Source organism: Nocardia implantans, from assembly GCF_035544775.1.
Lineage (GTDB): Bacteria > Actinomycetota > Actinomycetes > Mycobacteriales > Mycobacteriaceae > Nocardia > Nocardia implantans.
The window spans coordinates 161054-176028 of sequence record NZ_JAYKYQ010000012.1 but is presented as its reverse complement, the minus strand read 5'-3'; the positions used below and the strand labels follow the sequence as shown (position 1 = coordinate 176028).

The 14975-nt window shown below is 70.5% G+C and carries 17 protein-coding genes; 7 read left to right on the top strand and 10 right to left on the bottom strand.

The features are described from left to right. Positions 1 to 76: 76 nt before the first annotated feature. Positions 77 to 1279, bottom strand: a complete 1203-nt coding sequence (locus U3653_RS26720) for an argininosuccinate synthase (RefSeq protein ID WP_067808206.1) — start codon at positions 1277 to 1279, stop codon at positions 77 to 79. 286 nt (positions 1280 to 1565) lie between these two features. On the opposite strand from U3653_RS26720, the gene U3653_RS33340 reads away from it, so the two are divergent. Together U3653_RS33340 and U3653_RS26710 are read left to right on the top strand one after the other, a co-directional pair. Next, positions 1566 to 1853, top strand: coding sequence for a hypothetical protein (locus U3653_RS33340; RefSeq protein WP_397071299.1), 288 nt, complete (start codon positions 1566 to 1568; stop codon positions 1851 to 1853). After that, complete coding sequence (locus U3653_RS26710; protein WP_195082804.1) at positions 1850 to 2269, top strand: type II toxin-antitoxin system VapC family toxin; 420 nt, start codon at positions 1850 to 1852, stop codon at positions 2267 to 2269. Before U3653_RS33340 ends, U3653_RS26710 begins: the two co-directional genes overlap by 4 nt. A 28-nt stretch (positions 2270 to 2297) precedes the next feature. Here the strand turns inward: U3653_RS26710 and U3653_RS26705 are convergent, their stop codons facing one another. The 7 genes from U3653_RS26705 to U3653_RS26675 form a co-directional block, all read right to left on the bottom strand. Next, positions 2298 to 2798 (bottom strand): arginine repressor, encoded by a 501-nt coding sequence (locus tag U3653_RS26705; protein ID WP_195082803.1) that lies wholly within the window; start codon positions 2796 to 2798, stop codon positions 2298 to 2300. Beyond that, the gene (gene argF / locus U3653_RS26700) at positions 2795 to 3739 is read right to left on the bottom strand and encodes an ornithine carbamoyltransferase (protein WP_195082802.1); all 945 of its coding nucleotides are present in this window, start codon (positions 3737 to 3739) and stop codon (positions 2795 to 2797) included. The genes U3653_RS26705 and argF overlap by 4 nt, the downstream gene beginning before the upstream one ends. Next, on the bottom strand, positions 3736 to 4938 hold the full coding sequence (locus tag U3653_RS26695) for an acetylornithine transaminase (protein WP_195082801.1): 1203 nt from the start codon (positions 4936 to 4938) through the stop codon (positions 3736 to 3738). The genes argF and U3653_RS26695 overlap by 4 nt, the downstream gene beginning before the upstream one ends. Beyond that, positions 4935 to 5870, bottom strand: a complete 936-nt coding sequence (gene argB / locus U3653_RS26690) for an acetylglutamate kinase (protein ID WP_195082800.1) — start codon at positions 5868 to 5870, stop codon at positions 4935 to 4937. The genes U3653_RS26695 and argB overlap by 4 nt, the downstream gene beginning before the upstream one ends. Further along, positions 5867 to 7084, bottom strand: coding sequence for a bifunctional glutamate N-acetyltransferase/amino-acid acetyltransferase ArgJ (gene argJ, locus U3653_RS26685; protein WP_195082799.1), 1218 nt, complete (start codon positions 7082 to 7084; stop codon positions 5867 to 5869). Before argJ ends, argB begins: the two co-directional genes overlap by 4 nt. Next, on the bottom strand, positions 7081 to 8139 hold the full coding sequence (argC, locus tag U3653_RS26680; RefSeq protein WP_195082798.1) for an N-acetyl-gamma-glutamyl-phosphate reductase: 1059 nt from the start codon (positions 8137 to 8139) through the stop codon (positions 7081 to 7083). The genes argJ and argC overlap by 4 nt, the downstream gene beginning before the upstream one ends. A gap of 147 nt (positions 8140 to 8286) precedes the next feature. Continuing rightward, complete coding sequence (locus tag U3653_RS26675; RefSeq protein WP_195082797.1) at positions 8287 to 8994, bottom strand: ArsR/SmtB family transcription factor; 708 nt, start codon at positions 8992 to 8994, stop codon at positions 8287 to 8289. A 65-nt stretch (positions 8995 to 9059) separates the two neighbouring features. Here U3653_RS26675 and U3653_RS26670 point away from each other — a divergent pair, with 65 nt between their 5' ends. The 4 genes from U3653_RS26670 to U3653_RS26655 all read left to right on the top strand — a co-directional run bounded on the left by U3653_RS26670 (position 9060) and on the right by U3653_RS26655 (position 12160). After that, positions 9060 to 9866 carry an isocitrate lyase/PEP mutase family protein gene (locus tag U3653_RS26670; protein WP_195082796.1) on the top strand — a complete coding sequence of 269 codons (807 nt, stop codon included), beginning with the start codon at positions 9060 to 9062 and terminating at the stop codon, positions 9864 to 9866. 108 nt (positions 9867 to 9974) lie between these two features. Next, positions 9975 to 10577, top strand: a complete 603-nt coding sequence (locus U3653_RS26665) for a dihydrofolate reductase family protein (RefSeq protein WP_195082795.1) — start codon at positions 9975 to 9977, stop codon at positions 10575 to 10577. After that, positions 10574 to 10912: a YciI family protein gene (locus U3653_RS26660; protein ID WP_195082794.1), complete on the top strand. Its 339-nt coding sequence runs from the start codon at positions 10574 to 10576 to the stop codon at positions 10910 to 10912. The genes U3653_RS26665 and U3653_RS26660 overlap by 4 nt, the downstream gene beginning before the upstream one ends. Next, on the top strand, positions 10913 to 12160 hold the full coding sequence (locus U3653_RS26655) for an RNA polymerase sigma factor (protein WP_195082793.1): 1248 nt from the start codon (positions 10913 to 10915) through the stop codon (positions 12158 to 12160). A 47-nt stretch (positions 12161 to 12207) separates the two neighbouring features. On the opposite strand, the gene U3653_RS26650 is transcribed toward U3653_RS26655, so the two are convergent. Then, on the bottom strand, positions 12208 to 12699 hold the full coding sequence (locus tag U3653_RS26650; RefSeq protein ID WP_195082792.1) for a pyridoxamine 5'-phosphate oxidase family protein: 492 nt from the start codon (positions 12697 to 12699) through the stop codon (positions 12208 to 12210). Between the two features lie 63 nt (positions 12700 to 12762). Between U3653_RS26650 and U3653_RS26645 the strand changes: the two genes are divergently transcribed. Further along, positions 12763 to 13734 carry a helix-turn-helix transcriptional regulator gene (locus U3653_RS26645; protein ID WP_195082791.1) on the top strand — a complete coding sequence of 324 codons (972 nt, stop codon included), beginning with the start codon at positions 12763 to 12765 and terminating at the stop codon, positions 13732 to 13734. Positions 13735 to 13759: 25 nt separating this feature from the next. Here the strand turns inward: U3653_RS26645 and U3653_RS26640 are convergent, their stop codons facing one another. Next, the gene (locus tag U3653_RS26640) at positions 13760 to 14947 is read right to left on the bottom strand and encodes an epoxide hydrolase family protein (protein ID WP_195082790.1); all 1188 of its coding nucleotides are present in this window, start codon (positions 14945 to 14947) and stop codon (positions 13760 to 13762) included. Positions 14948 to 14975 lie beyond the last annotated feature (28 nt).

Genomic DNA, 14975 nt, shown 5'->3' with positions numbered 1-14975 from the left:
CCGGCGGTTTCGTGCCCCCCGTGGGGGGGGGGGGGGGGGGGGGCGGCGGTGGGGGCGCCCCCCCCACGCCGAGTGCCTACTTCTGGTTCAGGTCGCGGCGGGCGGCGACCTTGGAGGACAGGCCGTGGATCTGGACGAAGCCCTTGGCCAGGGACTGGTCGAAGGTGTCGCCCTCGTCGTAGGTGGCCAGGTTGAAGTCGTAGAGCGACTGCTCCGAGCGGCGGCCGTTCACCACGGCGGAGCCGCCGTGCAGCACCATCCTGATGTCGCCGGAGACGTGCTGCTGGGTGTCGGTGATGAAGGCGTCCAGCGCGCGCTTGAGCGGGGAGAACCACAGGCCGTCGTAGGCCAGCTCGCCCCAGCGCTGCTCGACCTGCCGCTTGTAGCGGCCCAGCTCGCGCTCGATGGTGACGTGCTCGAGGGCCTGATGCGCGGTGATCAGGGCGATGGCGCCGGGCGCCTCGTAGATCTCCCGGCTCTTGATGCCGACCAGGCGGTCCTCGACCATGTCCAGCCGGCCGATGCCCTGGCGGCCCGCGCGGTGGTTCAGCTCGACGATCGCCTCCAGCACGCTGACCTGGCGGCCGTCGATGGCGACCGGCACACCCTTGTCGAAGGTGACGATCAGTTCGTCCGGAGCCTCGAAGTTGACGGTCGGGTCGGAGGTGTAGTCGTAGACGTCCTTGGTCGGGGCGTTCCACAGGTCCTCGAGGAACCCGGTCTCCACCGCGCGGCCCCACACGTTCTGGTCGATGGAGAACGGCGACTTCTTGGTGACGTTGATCGGCAGCGAGTTCTCCTCGGCGAAGGCGATGGCCTTCTCCCGGGTCCACGCGTAGTCACGCACCGGGGCGATCACGTTCAGGTCGGGCGCGAGCGCGCCGATGCCGACCTCGAAGCGGACCTGGTCGTTGCCCTTGCCGGTGCAGCCGTGCGCGACGGTGCTGGCGCCGTGGAACTTGGCGGCCTCCACCAGGTGCTTGACGATCAGCGGCCGGCTGATCGCCGACACCAGCGGGTACTGGCCCATGTACAGCGCGTTGGCCTGGATGGTGGGCAGGCAGTACTGGTCGGCGAACTCGTCGCGGGCGTCGATCACGATCGCCTCGACGGCGCCGCAGTCCAGCGCGCGCTGGCGCACCACGTTCATGTCCTCGCCGCCCTGGCCGAGGTCGATGGCCACCGCCACCACTTCGGCGCCGGTCTCCTTGCCGATCCAGCTGATCGCGACGGAGGTGTCCAGCCCACCGGAGTAGGCGAGTACGACGCGCTCGGACATGTTCTGTGTGCTCCTCGATGGTTCGGTAGGTGTATCAGCAGTATGGCGGGTGTCCGAGCAGTGGGAACGGCCCGGCCCCGACGCCTCGCGACCAGCCTGGGCGGGCCCGCGTCGTTCTGCAAATGATTATGCACGACGATGCAAGCCCATTCATAATTGGGGTCGCGTCCGCACCCCTCGACTCCGCTGCTTCGCAGTGAGCCACACCGGCGTCGACCTGACACACCGAGAGTAGGATTCGACGGTGGCGGTCGGGTGATACCGCGCGGTCATCAGGTGTATGGCCATGACCCTGCGCTTGACCGACGAACAGACCGAGGCCCTCCGCCGCAGGGCAGAGGTCGAGCACCGGTCGATGCAGCAGGTCGCCTTGGCCGCGATCGATTCGTATGTGAATCAAGCGCCCACACCCGCGCGGCGGCGAGCCGTACCGGTGGACGAGTTGCTCGAGGCGTTCGCGGACCTGCCGCCGATGGATATCCAACGATTCCGGGCCGATCAAGCCGAGCACATCGACGATACGGCTCACTTCGATGCTTATCTTCGACCGCACCGCGCCGAGGAATCGGAATGACCTCGCGGTATCTGCGCGGTCTCGGTGACACGAACATCCTGATTCACCTCGAGCAACTATCCCGAGAAACACTTCCTGGTGAGCTTCTGACGAGTGCGGTGACTCTTGCCGAGCTGTCTGCCGGTGTTCATCAAACGGATGATGCCGTCGAGCGGGGAGGTCGAATCGCGCGTCTGCAACGGGTCGAGGCCACGTTCGACCCTCTACCGTTTGATGCTGCCGCAGCGCGTCAGTACGGTCTGATTGCGGCGGGCGTCATCGCCATGGGGCGCGAGCCACGGCGTCGGGAAGCCGACCTGATGATCGCGGCGGTGGCAGCCGCCAACCGGCTGCCACTGTTCACAACGAACCCGGATGACTTCCAGGGGACCGATGCCGTGCTCACCGTGGTTCCAGTACCCCGTCCAGAGACGTAGCTCACCCCCGATCACGGGCACTGCGCACTCAGGCGAGTTGTTCGATCTTCGCGGCCACTTCCGCTCCGGTCAGCGGCTCTCGCGCGATGACGGCGATGGTGTCGTCGCCGGCGATGGTGCCGACGATGTACGGGAGGGCGGCGCGGTCGAGGGCGCTAGCCAGGTAGTGGGCCGCGCCGGGTGGGGTGCGCAGCACGGCGATGTTGCCGCTGGCGTCGGTGGAGACCAGTAGGTCGCCGAGCAGTTTGGACAGGCGGTTGGTGCCGCCGGTGACACCGCGGACGGGGCTGCCGTCCTCGGGGACCACGTAGACGCCGGCGCCGCCGTCGGCGGCGCGCAGTTTCACCGCGCCCAGTTCGTCCAGGTCGCGCGACAGCGTCGCCTGCGTGGTCTCGATGCCCTCGGCCGCCAGGAGCGCCGCCAGTTCGGTCTGGCTGCGGACGGCGTGCGCGGACAGTAGTTCGACGATGCGCGACTGCCGCCCGGCGCGGGTGCGTGCGATGGCGGGGCCGCTTCTGACCTCGGTCACGCCCCTCCCCCGAATCGTCGCTCCAGCAGCCAGACCAGCAACGCCTTCTGCGCGTGCAGGCGGTTCTCCGCCTCGTCCCACACCACGCTGTGCGGCCCGTCGAGCACCTCGTCGGTGACCTCTTCGCCGCGGTGCGCGGGCAGGCAGTGCAGCACCACCGCGTCCGGCTTGGCGTGGGCGAGCAGTTCGGCGTTGAGCTGGAACGGGCGGAACGGGCCCACCCGGTCCAGACCGTCGTTCTCCTGCCCCATGGACGTCCAGGTGTCGGTGACCAGCGCGTCGGCGCCCCACGCGGCGGCGACCGGGTCGCCGGTCACCGTGACGGTGGCACCGGTCTCGGCGGCGCGTTTGCGCGCGGCCTCCACCACCCACGGCTGCGGCTCGAAACCGGCGGGCGCGGCGATGGTCACGTTCAGACCCGCCGTGACGCCGCCGAGCAGCAGCGAGTGCGCCATGTTGTTGGCGCCGTCGCCGAAGTAGGCCAGTTCGCGGCCGGTCAGCTCGCCCTTGTGCTCGGTGAGGGTTTGCAGGTCGGCCAGCACCTGGCAGGGGTGGAACTCGTCGGACAGCGCGTTGACCACCGGCACCGTCGCGGTGGCGGCCATCTCGTCGAGCCGGGACTGCTCGAAGGTGCGCCACACGATCGCGTCCACGTACCGCGACAGCACCCGCCCGGTGTCGCCGAGGGTCTCCTCCCGGCCCAATTGGGTGTCGCGACCGTCTACGACCACCGCGTGCCCGCCGAGCTGGGCGATGCCCATCTCGAAGGAGAACCGGGTGCGGGTGGAGTTCTTCTCGAAGATCACGCCGACGCCGCGCGGGCCCTCCAGCGGGCGCCGCGCGAACGGCGACTTCTTCAATTCGGCCGCGAGGGCGAGGATCTCGGCCTGCTCGGCCGGGCTGACGTCGTCGTCACGCAGGAAATGCCGTACCGAAGTCATTGTGCCGCAGCCCCTTTCGCGTCCGCGAGCGCCGCGTCGAGGATGCCGGGCAGATCGGCGACGAAATTGTCGGCTTGGGTCTCGGTGAGCACCAGCGGCGGCGCCAGCCGGATCACGTCGGGCTTGGCCGGGTTGACCAGATAGCCCGCCTCCCGCGCCCGCGTCTCGACCTGGGCGGACACGTCGTCGGTGAGCACGATGCCCAGCAGCAGGCCCGCACCGCGCACCCGATCGATCAGCGGGTGCTCGAGCAGTTCGATACCGTCGCTGAGCCGCTTGCCGACCGACTCGACGTGCGAGAGCAGATCGGTCTCGTCGATAGTGCGCAGCACCGCGAGCGCCGCCGCGGCGCACACCGGATTGCCGCCGAAGGTGGTGCCGTGCATGCCGGGGGTGAGCAGATCGGCCGCCCGGCCGGTGGCGAGCACCGCGCCGATCGGCAACCCGCCGCCGAGACCCTTGGCCAGGGTGATCACGTCCGGCACGATGCCGACGGCCTGGTGGGCGTAGAACTTCCCGGTGCGGCCGATGCCGGTCTGCACTTCGTCCAGCACCAGCAGCGCACCCTTGCGCGCGGTGATCTCCCGCGCCTTGGCCAGGTAGTCGAACGGCGGTACCACCACACCGCTCTCGCCCATCATCGGTTCGAGGAAGACCGCCGCGGTGTCCTCGTCCACCGCGGCATCCAGCGCCGCGGCGTCACCGTAGGGCACGTGCACGACGCCGGGCGGCATCGGCTCGAACGGGGTCCGCTTGGACGGCTGCCCGGTGAGGGCGAGCGCGCCCATGGTGCGGCCGTGGAACGCCTCCTCGCAGGCGACGATCTTGGGCCGCCCGGTGAGGCGGGCGATCTTGAACGCCGCCTCGACGGCCTCGGTGCCTGAGTTGCAGAAGAACGCTCGGCCCTCGCCGTCGCCGAAATGCGCGAGCAACCGCTCGGCCAGCTCGATGACCGGCTCGCTGGCATACAGATTCGACACGTGCCCGAGCGTGCCGAGCTGCTGGGTGACCGCCTCCAGGATCGCCGGATGGGCGTGGCCGAGGCTGTTGACCGCGATGCCGCCGAGGAAATCGACGTAGCGCTTGCCGTCCGCGTCGTAGACCACGGCCCCCGCGCCGCGGACCAGCGCGACCTTCGGCGTTCCGTAGTTGTTCATCAGCGCGGCGGACCACCGCTGCTGCAGTTCAGCTGTGCTCATTGTTTCGTTCCGTTCGATGCGCCGGACCCGTTCGAGACGACCGGGGCGGCCGTCACCATCGTTCCGATTCCTTCTCCGGTGAACAGTTCCAGCAGGACGGCGTGCGGGACCCGGCCGTCGATGACATGCGCGGTGGGCACCCCTGCCGTCACGGCGCGCAAGCAGGCTTCCATCTTGGGCACCATGCCCGCATCGAGACGCGGGAGCAACTCGGCCAGTGCCGTCGTATCGATGCTCGAGGTGAGCGACGACCGGTCCGGCCAGTTCGTGTACAGGCCCTCGACGTCGGTGAGCATCACCAGTTTCTCGGCGCCGATGCCCTCGGCGAGCGCGGCGGCTGCGGTGTCGGCGTTGATGTTGTGCACCACGCCCTCGGCGTCGGGCGCGATGGTCGACACCACGGGGATGCGGCCCGCGCCGATCAGGTCCAGCACGGCGTCCGGATTCACCTCGGTGACGTCGCCGACCAAGCCGATGTCGGTGGGTTCGCCGTCCACCTCCACGGTGCGGCGGGTGGCGGTGAACAGCCCGGCGTCCTCGCCGGAGATGCCGACCGCGTACGGGCCGTGCGAGTTGATCAGGCCGACGAGCTCGCGGCCGACCTGGCCGAACAGCACCATCCGCACCACGTCCATCACCTCGGGCGTGGTCACCCGGAAGCCGCCGCGAAATTCCCCTTGCAGGCCCAGCTTCTTCAGCATCGCGCTGATCTGCGGGCCGCCGCCGTGCACCACCACCGGGTGCACGCCGACCGTGCGCAGGAACGCCATGTCGGCGGCGAAGGCCTGCTTGAGGTCGTCATCGATCATGGCGTTGCCGCCGTACTTCACGACGACGATCTTGTCCCGGAACTTCTGCAACCACGGCAGGGCGCCGGCCAGGACGTGCGCCTTGTCCAGCGCCGAAAGCGCGTGCAGCACCTCGCTGGTCATGAGCTGTAGGCCGAGTTCTCTTCGACGTAACCGTGCGAGAGGTCGGTGGTGCGGATGGTCGCTCGCGCGGAGCCGACGTTCAGGTCGATCAGCACCTCGATGTCGGCGCCGGACAGATCGACCTCGCGCGCGCCGGGCGCGCCGACGCCATCGATGCACACCGGTTTGCCGTTGAACGACACCGAGATCCGGTTCGGGTCCAGCGTCACCGGCGCCATGCCGACCGCCGCGAGCACCCGGCCCCAGTTCGGATCGGAGCCGAACAGCGCCGTCTTGACCAGGCTGTCGCGGGCGACGGTGCGCGCCGCGGCGACGGCCTCGTCCTCGGTGGCCGCGCCGGCGACGGTGACCAGCACCCGCTTGGTGACGCCCTCGGCGTCGGCCATCAGCTGCGCGGCCAGATCGTCGCAGACCGCGAGCACGGCGGCGTCCAGTTCCTCCTGGCTCGGGCTGACCTCGCTGGCGCCGTTGGCCAGCAGCAGCACGGTGTCGTTGGTGGAGCAAGAGCCGTCCACGTCGAGCCGGTCGAAGGTGCGCGCGGTGGCGTTGCGCAGCGCGTGGTCGAGCTGATCGGCGGTCACCGCCGCGTCGGTGGTGAGCACCACCAGCATGGTCGCCAGCGACGGGGCCAGCATGCCCGCGCCCTTCGCCATGCCGCCGACGTTCCACTTGTCGCGGTGGTGGAACGCCGCCTCCTTGGGCACGGTGTCGGTGGTCATGATGGCCCACGCGGCGTCCGAGCCGCCGGACAGGCCGCCGCCCATCTCGTGCACGATCTCGGTGACGGCGGGGATCAGCTTGTCCATCGGAAGCCGGTCGCCGATCAGGCCGGTGGAGCAGACCGCGATCTCCCCCGCCCCCGTCTCGGTGCCCCAATTGCTCAGCGCGGCGGCGAGTTCTTCGGCGGTCTTGTGCGTGTCCTGGAATCCGCCCGGACCGGTGCAGGCGTTGGCGCCGCCGGAGTTGAGGATCACCGCGCGCAGCCGCTTGCCGGTCAGCACCTGCTGCGACCACAGCACCGGAGCCGCCTTCACCTTGTTGCGGGTGAACACGCCCGCGGCCGGGTATTCCGGCCCCTCGTTGAACACCAGCGCCAGGTCGGGCTTGCCGCTGGCCTTGATGCCCGCGGCGATGCCGGCCGCGCGGAACCCGAGCGGCGCGGTCACGCCCTGGGTGCGGACCAGCTTGCCGCTGGCGATGTCGGTCGATGTCACGGTGCCACTCCTACGGTGGAAAGTCCTGCGGTCTCCTCGAGACCGAGGGCCAGGTTCATCGATTGCACCGCGGCGCCCGCGGTGCCCTTGGTCAAGTTGTCGATCGCGCCGATCACCACGAGCAGGCCCGCGTCGGCGTCGACAGCCACCTGCAGGGTGACCGCGTTGGAGCCGAGCACCGTACCGGTCTGCGGCAGCGCGCCTTCCGGCAGCAGATGCACGAAAGGCTCGTCGGCGTAGGCCTTTTCGTAGACCGCGCGCGCCTGGGCCGCGTCGACGCTGGTGGGGGCGGTGCAGGTGGCGAGGATGCCGCGCGGCATGGGCGCGAGGACCGGCGTGAACGACACCGTGACGTCCGTGCCGCCTGCCGCCGTGAGGTTCTGCGCGATCTCCGGCGTGTGCCGGTGCGCGCCCGCGATGCCGTAGGCCCGCGCCGAACCCATCACCTCCGAGCCCAGCAGACCGATGTCCGGCTTGCGGCCCGCACCCGAGGTGCCGCTCACCGCGACCACGTGCACGGTGGGCTCCACGATGCCCGCGGCCACGGCGGGAGCCAGTGCGAGGCTGGCGACGGTGGGATAGCAGCCCGGAACCGCGATCCGCGTCGCCGCGCGCAGCTTCTCCCGGCCGCCGGGCAGCTCCGGCAAACCATAGGGCCAGCTGCCCGCGTGCGGGCTGCCGTAGTATTTCTCCCAGGCCTGAGGGTCGGTGAGCCGGAAGTCGGCGCCGCAGTCGATGATCACGGTGGACTCGGGCAACTCGGCGGCGATGGCCGCGGACTGACCGTGGGGCAGGCCGAGGAAGACCACGTCGTGCCCGGCCAGTTCGGCGGCCGTGGTCGGCGCGAGCACCCGATCGGCCAGCGGCAGCAGATGCGGCTGCAACTCCCCCAGCGTGGTGCCCGCGTTGGAGCCCGCGGTCAGCGCCCCGATGACGAGGCGCCCGGTTCGGTAGGCCGGATGCCCCAGCAGCAGACGCAACACTTCGCCGCCCGCGTACCCGCTGGCACCGGCTACCGCGACCCGCACGACGGGCCCGCCCGAGGAATCAACCATGTGATGATTATGCATGACTATGCAAGCTCATTCACAGCCTGGTCGCCGGGCGCGGTCACGACCAGCAGATACCCGCCGCGTCGTCACCCGAAACGGCGGACTCGCTGTATCGGTCGCGCATGCTGCGCGGCGAGGGCCCGCCGCAGGTCAGCGCAGCAGGTCGGCGTCGATGCCGAGAGCGTCGGACAGCCCGGCCTCCCCCGAAGCCGTCACCCGGACGGCGCGTCCGCTGCCGACGCGCTCCAGCCACGCCAGCTCGATCATGCGGCGGCAGAGCTGCGCGCCCGCCGCGCCGCCCAGATGGACACGGCGTTCGGTCCAGTCCAGACACGGCCGGACGATCGCCCGCCGTGTGGCCCGCAGCGCCACCGGGTCGATGCCCATCGATTCGGTGAGCCAGGCAGAACCGGACTCGGTCAGCGCGAAGCCGTCCTCGGCGCGCAACAGGCCGCGCGCGGTCATGGCATCGGTGACCGCCACACCCAACCGGCCCGCGAGATGGTCGTAGCAGGTGCGGCCACGGGCCAGCGCGGCGGCGACGGTCGCGGTGCGCAGCCCGGTGACCGGGGCAACCTGCGGGCCGAGGTGGGCGACCATGGCCTCGAGCAGGTCCGCGACCTGCGGCCCGGCCAGCCGCACATAGCGGTGCCTGCCCTGCCGGTGCTCGACCACCAGCCCGCCGTCGCGCAGTCGGTCCAGGTGCTCGGTCGCGGTGGACGGCGCGACACCGGTGTGGCGCGCGAGCTCGCCCGCGGTCCAGGCGCGTCCGTCCACCAGCGCCAGGCAGATCCCGGCGCGGGTGCGGTCGGCGAGCAAAGCGGCCAGAGCCGCCAGTTCGGCTCCTCGGTCGGACATGACCTCATCATGGTCCGCCGACGTTTCGGCGGGCGCCGAAACGTCCCGTGGCTACGGTCGCGGCCATGACTTCGTCTTCGTCGCCGGCCAAATGCCGGATCTTCCGCGACCTGCATCACCGCGACCTTCCCCTCGTGCTGCCGAACGCCTGGGATTTCGCCTCGGCGGCACTGCTCGCCAACGAGGGTTTCCCGGCGATCGGCACCACCAGCCTGGGCGTGGCCGCCGCTGCCGGGCTCGCCGACGGGGCGGGAGCCACGAAGGCGGAGACGTTCGCCGCGGCCCGTCGCCTGGCGCGGCTGCCCATCCCGGTCACCGTCGACATCGAGGGCGGGTTCGACGAGCGGTCCGAGGCGGTCGCCGATCTCGCCGCGCAACTCGCCGCCTGCGGGATCGCGGGCGTCAATCTCGAGGACAGCCGTGCCGGTTCCGCGCTGGCCGACCCGCAGCGCCAAGCCGCGCTGATCGGCGCGATCAAGGACCGCACCCCGGAGCTGTTCGTCAACGCCCGCGTCGACACTTACTGGCTCGGTCTCGAGCACGGCTCCACGCACGAGCGCGTGCGACGGTACGCCGCGGCCGGGGCCGACGGCGTCTTCGTGCCCGGCCTGACGGACCCGGCGCGCATCGAGCGGGTCGTGGCGGCCACCGAGTTGCCGGTCAACGTCCTCTACTCGGCCGGCGGCCCCGGCGTCGCGGCACTGGCCGACCTGGGTGTGCGCCGGATCAGCACCGGGTCGCTGCTCTACCGTGCGGCGCTGTCGGCCGCCGTGGACGTCGCCCGGGCCGTGCGGAACGACGCGCCCGTCGCGCCGGGCATCATCGGCTATTCCGACGTCCAACGTCTTCTGCCCGCGCCTATCCGCTCCTGACCACCCCGGAAATCACCGGAGGAATTTCCCGTGCCGCTGTCGATTCACCGCCGGCCCGTTCGTGTAGGTGGTGAGACCGGCGCCGCGCCGGTCGCGGAAGGAGCGGAGATGAGCAGGATCATCGCGGTGGAGCACCTGACCTTGGACGGCGTCATGCAGGCGCCGGGCCGGGCGGACGAGGACACCAGGGACGGATTCCCCCACGGCGGCTGGGCGCACCGGCACGCCGACCCGGAGCAGGCGCAGGTCATGGGCAGGCACATGGCGGCCAATCGGGGCGCGCTGCTGCTCGGCAGGCGCACCTATGAGGATTTCGCGGGATACTGGCCGCGGCAGACCGGCGATCCGATGGCCGAAGCGCTGGACAAGACCGAGAAGATCGTCGCATCCCGTACCGGCAGCGGGCCGCTGGCCTGGCAGAACTCGACCTGGCTCGGCGGCGACGCGGCGACGGCGGTGCCGGAATTGCGGCGACGACAGCCGGACCGGAACCTGGTGGTGCTCGGCAGCGGCGAGCTGGTGCGCTCGCTGCTGCGCCACGATCTGATCGACGAGTACCTCTTGCTGATCCACCCACTGGTGCTCGGCACCGGCCGCCGCCTGTTCGACGGGGTGGAGCCGGTCGGCCTGCGGTCGGTCGAGACCGTGGTGACCGGTACCGGTGTGGTCATCACCACCTACCGGCGCGATGGAGAAAGGACGACGCGGTGAAGCACTACCTGCTCAGCATCTACCAGCCCGACGAAGGCGTACCGGACGACCTCGACGAGATCATGCGGGATCTCGCGGCGCTGAACGACGAGATGCGCGCGGCCGGAGCCTGGGTGTTCGCCGCGGGCCTGCACGCGCCGAGCACCGCCACCGTGCTGCGCGCCGAAGGCGACGACCTGCTGATCACCGACGGCCCGTACGTCGAGGGCAAGGAGCACATCGGCGGGTTCACCGTCATCCGCGCCGCCGACCTGGACGAGGCGCTGGAGTGGGGCCGCAGGCTCGCCGCGGTGGTCACCCTGCCGATCGAGGTCCGTCCGATCCAAGACGCGTAGATGAGCGAGCCGGTGACCGGACGCGCGATCGAAGCGGTGTTCGCCGAGCACTACGGCCGTGCGGTCGCGAGCCTGGTCCGCGTCTTCGGCGACATCGGCGTCGCCGAGGACGCGGTGCAGGACGCGTTCACCGCCGCCGTCCAGCGCTGGCCCGCCGACGGTCTGCCGCCGAGCCCGCCCGGCTGGATCATCACCACCGCGCGCAACCGGGCGATCGACCGCCTGCGCCGCGAGGCCGCTCGCGCGGACCGGCACGCGCAAGCGGCGCTCCTGCACGCCCAGGACGAACCGGAGCAGCCCGTGAGCGCCGTGCGCGACGACCGTCTCCGGTTGATCTTCACCTGCTGCCACCCGGCGCTCGCACAGCAGGCGCAGGTGGCACTGACCCTCCGGTTGCTCGGCGGGCTCGGCACCGCCGAAATCGCCCGCGTCTTCTTGGTCCCGGAAAAGACCATGGCGCAGCGCTTGACGCGCGCCAAAGGCAAGATCCGCGACGCCCGCATTCCCTACCGGGTGCCCGCCGACGCCGAGCTGCCCGCCCGGCTGCGCGCGGTGCTGGCCGTGGTGTACCTGATCTTCACCGAGGGGCACACGGCCTCGTCCGGCGCGCGGCTGATCCGGGCCGACTTGTGTGCCGAGGCGATCCGGCTCGGTCGCTTACTGGCGGAACTGATGCCGGACGAACCCGAGGTGACCGGCTTGCTCGCGCTCATGTTGCTGAGCGAGTCGCGCCGGGCCGCCCGCACGGGTGCCGACGGCTCTTTCGTCCCGCTCGCGGAACAGGATCGCGGCCGGTGGGACCGCGGCCTCATCGCCGAAGGGCACGCGCTCGTCCGGCAGTGCCTGCGCCGCAACCGGCCGGGGCCGTATCAGGTGCAGGCGGCGATCAACGGGGTGCACGCCGACGCGCCCACCGCAGCGGCCACCGACTGGACCCAGATCCTGCGGCTCTACGACCAACTCGCCGCGCTGACGCCGAGTCCGGTCGTCGCACTCAACCGCGCGGTGGCGGTCGCCGAAGTGCACGGCCCGGCGACGGCGTTGGCGCTGGTGGACGCCCTGCCGCTGGCTGGCTACCACTTGTTCCACGCCATTCGCGCCGACCTGCTGGCCCGGTTGGGGCGCACCGAGGAAGCCGTCGCAGCCTACGACGCCGCCATCGCGCGCACCGAGAACGCCGCCGAACGGGATTTCCTGACCCGGCGCCGCGCCGGACTCGGCGAACGGAAGCCGTGCCGCGGCGAGTGACGACACGGCAGCGAGGAGATCGTCGCCGTGCCGCCGGAGGGGCCGGGTCAGTGTTTGCGGACCACGCGCTCGCCCTCGCCCGGCTTCCAGATGGTGATGTCGAGGTGGTCGCCCGCGACCTCCACCGTGGACGCTCCGGTCAGATCGGCGACGTAGAAGTGGTCGAACTCCCGGCCCCTGATGTCGAAGCCGGTCTCGTCGAACAGGTGCTGGGCGAAGCGGACGTGCACGTCACGGTCGGGAAGGTCGACGACGGCGCCGAAGAGTTTGGCGTCGCCGTCGGACACGTTCGTGTCCACCGTGGCGGTGTGCAGGCAGAAACGCGGATCGCGGGCCAGATCGCGGAACTTGGTCGTGCCCGGCATCCCCGCGATCACCAGCGACCCCTCGAAGACGCGCGGCTCGATCGGACTGATCCGCGGCGATCCGTCGGAACGGATGGTGCCGAGCATGCAGAGATTGCCCGCCGCGCGGTGCCTGCGCACGAAGATCTCGGCGATGTGCGGCGCTTCGTCGGTGAATCGGCTCCAAGTGGTCATGGCGAGGACGGTACGGCCCGAACCTGACATCTTCTGTCCACGTTTCCGGCTAGTGTCGCCTGCGTGCGGGCGAGTCGATTGGTGCAACTGCTGTTGCTGTTGCAGACCAGGGGCGGGCTCACCGCGCCCGAACTGGCCAGGGAACTGGAGGTGTCGGTGCGCACCGTCTATCGCGATGTCGAGGCCCTCTCGGCGGCTGGTGTCCCGGTCTACACCGAGCCGGGCCGGGCCGGCGGTGTGCGCTTGGTGGACGGCTTCCGCACCCGCCTGACCGGCCTCACCACCGACGAGGCCGACGCGGTGCTGCTGACCGGTCTGCCCGGCGCCGCCGCCGATCTCGGGCTGGGCACCGTGCTGGCCACCGCGCAGTTGAAGGTGCTCGCCGCGCTGCCGCCGGAACTGCGCGGGCGGGCGACGCGCATCGCCGAGCGGGTGCTCGTCGACGTACCGGGCTGGTTCCACCAGCCGGACGAGACGCCGATGCTCGCGACCATCGCCGACGCGCTCTGGCACGACCGCAGGTTACTGGTGCGCTACCGCCGCACCGACAAGGTGGTCGAGCGCGTACTCGACCCACTCGGTCTGGTGCTCAAGGCGGGCACCTGGTACCTGGTCGCGCGCAGCGGGAGCACACCGCGCTCCTACCGGGTCGGCCGGATCGTCGCCGCCGAACCGACCGGCGAAACCTTCACCCGCCCAGTGGGATTCGATCTAAGAGCGCATTGGTCCGAAGCCGCCGACGACTTCGCGCGCTCGATGCTGCGGGTGCGGGCGCGCTGCCGGATCGCCGCCACCCACCTGCGATTGCTGCGGCTGACGAACGATCCGGCGGCGGTCGCGGAGGCACTGGCCTCGGCCGGACCGCCCGATGCCGAGGGGTGGGTCGAGGTGGTCGTTCCGTCGGAGTCCTACGACGTGCTCGCCCACGGCCTGCTGCCGCTCGGCGAGCACGTCGAGGTGCTGGAACCACCCGAGCTGCGCGCGCGGCTCGCGGCGACCGCCACCGCCATGCACGCGCGCTACTCCCGGAAGTAGATCACCGTAGGAGGCGGGGCGCCCGTCAGCGCAGTGTGCGGAAGAACTCGCGCACGTCCGCGATCAGCAGGTCCGGCGCCTCCATCGCCGCGAAATGCCCGCCGCGGTCGAACTCGGTCCACCGGACGATGTCGTGCGCGTCTTCGGCGAGTTTGCGGACGGACATGTCGCCGGGGAAGATCGCCGCCGCGGTCGGCACATCGGACTTCCGCATCGGCGCGCCCCATACCGCGGATTCGCTGTAGAGCCGCAGCGAGGAGGCGAAGGTTCCGGTGAACCAGTACAGGCTGACGTTGGTCAGCAGCGCGTCCCGGCCCACCGCGTCGTCGGGCAACTCGATCGCCGGGTTGGTGTACTGCCGGAACAGGTCGGCGATCCAAGCCAGCAGCCCGGCGGGTGAGTCCTGGATGCCGATCGCCAGCGTCTGCGGGCGGTTCGCCTGCACGGTCGCGTAATCGTAGCGGGCATAGCTGTCCGGACCGGTCATCGTGTCCAGCTTCGCCTGATCCGCCGCGGACCATTCCGCCTGAGCCAGGTCTTCGTCCGTGGCGCCGGAGTTTTCGGCGTCGCCGTCCCAGGATGGAATCGTGATCGGGCCGTTCACGTGCAGGCCCACCAAGTGCTCGCGGTCGATATGGCCGAGGTGAGCGGCGACGAAATACCCCGCGTCGCCGCCCTGGACGCCGTATCGGTCGTAGCCCAGACGCGCCATGAGTGCCGCGACCACCTCCGCGAACCGCTCGGTCGAGCCCGCGCCCGGCTCGGGCGAGACTCCGGAGAACGCGAAACCCGGCAGCGAGGGAACAACCAGGTGGAACGCGTCGGCCGGATCGCCGCCGTGCGCGCGGGGATCGCTCAGCGGTCCGAGCACCTTCGAGAACTCGGTGAACGACGCGGGCCAGCCGTGACCGAGCACCAGCGGCAGCGCATCCGGTTCCGGCGAGCGGACGTGCAGGAAATGCACCTGTTGTCCAGCGATGCCGGTGACGAACTGCGGCAGCTCGTTCAGCTCCGCTTCCACGGCGTGCCAGTCGAATTCGCTACGCCAGTATTCGGCCAGCGGTCGCAAGTAGGACACGCGCATGCCCTTGCTCCATCCGGCGCCGGGCAGGTCGCTCGGCCACATGGTATCGGCGAGGCGCCTGTGCAGATCATCGATCCGCTCCTGCGGGATGTCGATGCGGAAAGGACGAATGTCGTGTTCGGTTGTCATAGCGGCCACCGTAGGAAGCGCTTAGGAC

Coding starts and splice junctions, on each gene's coding strand:
- U3653_RS26675 (WP_195082797.1), bottom strand. CDS start 8,994: ATGTCCGACCGAGGAGCCGAACTGGCGGCTCTGGCCGCTTTGCTCGCC.
- U3653_RS33340 (WP_397071299.1), top strand. CDS start 1,566: ATGACCCTGCGCTTGACCGACGAACAGACCGAGGCCCTCCGCCGCAGG.
- U3653_RS26720 (WP_067808206.1), bottom strand. CDS start 1,279: ATGTCCGAGCGCGTCGTACTCGCCTACTCCGGTGGGCTGGACACCTCC.
- U3653_RS26670 (WP_195082796.1), top strand. CDS start 9,060: ATGACTTCGTCTTCGTCGCCGGCCAAATGCCGGATCTTCCGCGACCTG.
- U3653_RS26710 (WP_195082804.1), top strand. CDS start 1,850: ATGACCTCGCGGTATCTGCGCGGTCTCGGTGACACGAACATCCTGATT.
- argB (WP_195082800.1), bottom strand. CDS start 5,870: ATGACCAGCGAGGTGCTGCACGCGCTTTCGGCGCTGGACAAGGCGCAC.
- U3653_RS26695 (WP_195082801.1), bottom strand. CDS start 4,938: ATGAGCACAGCTGAACTGCAGCAGCGGTGGTCCGCCGCGCTGATGAAC.
- argC (WP_195082798.1), bottom strand. CDS start 8,139: ATGGTTGATTCCTCGGGCGGGCCCGTCGTGCGGGTCGCGGTAGCCGGT.
- U3653_RS26665 (WP_195082795.1), top strand. CDS start 9,975: ATGAGCAGGATCATCGCGGTGGAGCACCTGACCTTGGACGGCGTCATG.
- U3653_RS26640 (WP_195082790.1), bottom strand. CDS start 14,947: ATGACAACCGAACACGACATTCGTCCTTTCCGCATCGACATCCCGCAG.
- argF (WP_195082802.1), bottom strand. CDS start 3,739: ATGACTTCGGTACGGCATTTCCTGCGTGACGACGACGTCAGCCCGGCC.
- U3653_RS26655 (WP_195082793.1), top strand. CDS start 10,913: ATGAGCGAGCCGGTGACCGGACGCGCGATCGAAGCGGTGTTCGCCGAG.
- U3653_RS26650 (WP_195082792.1), bottom strand. CDS start 12,699: ATGACCACTTGGAGCCGATTCACCGACGAAGCGCCGCACATCGCCGAG.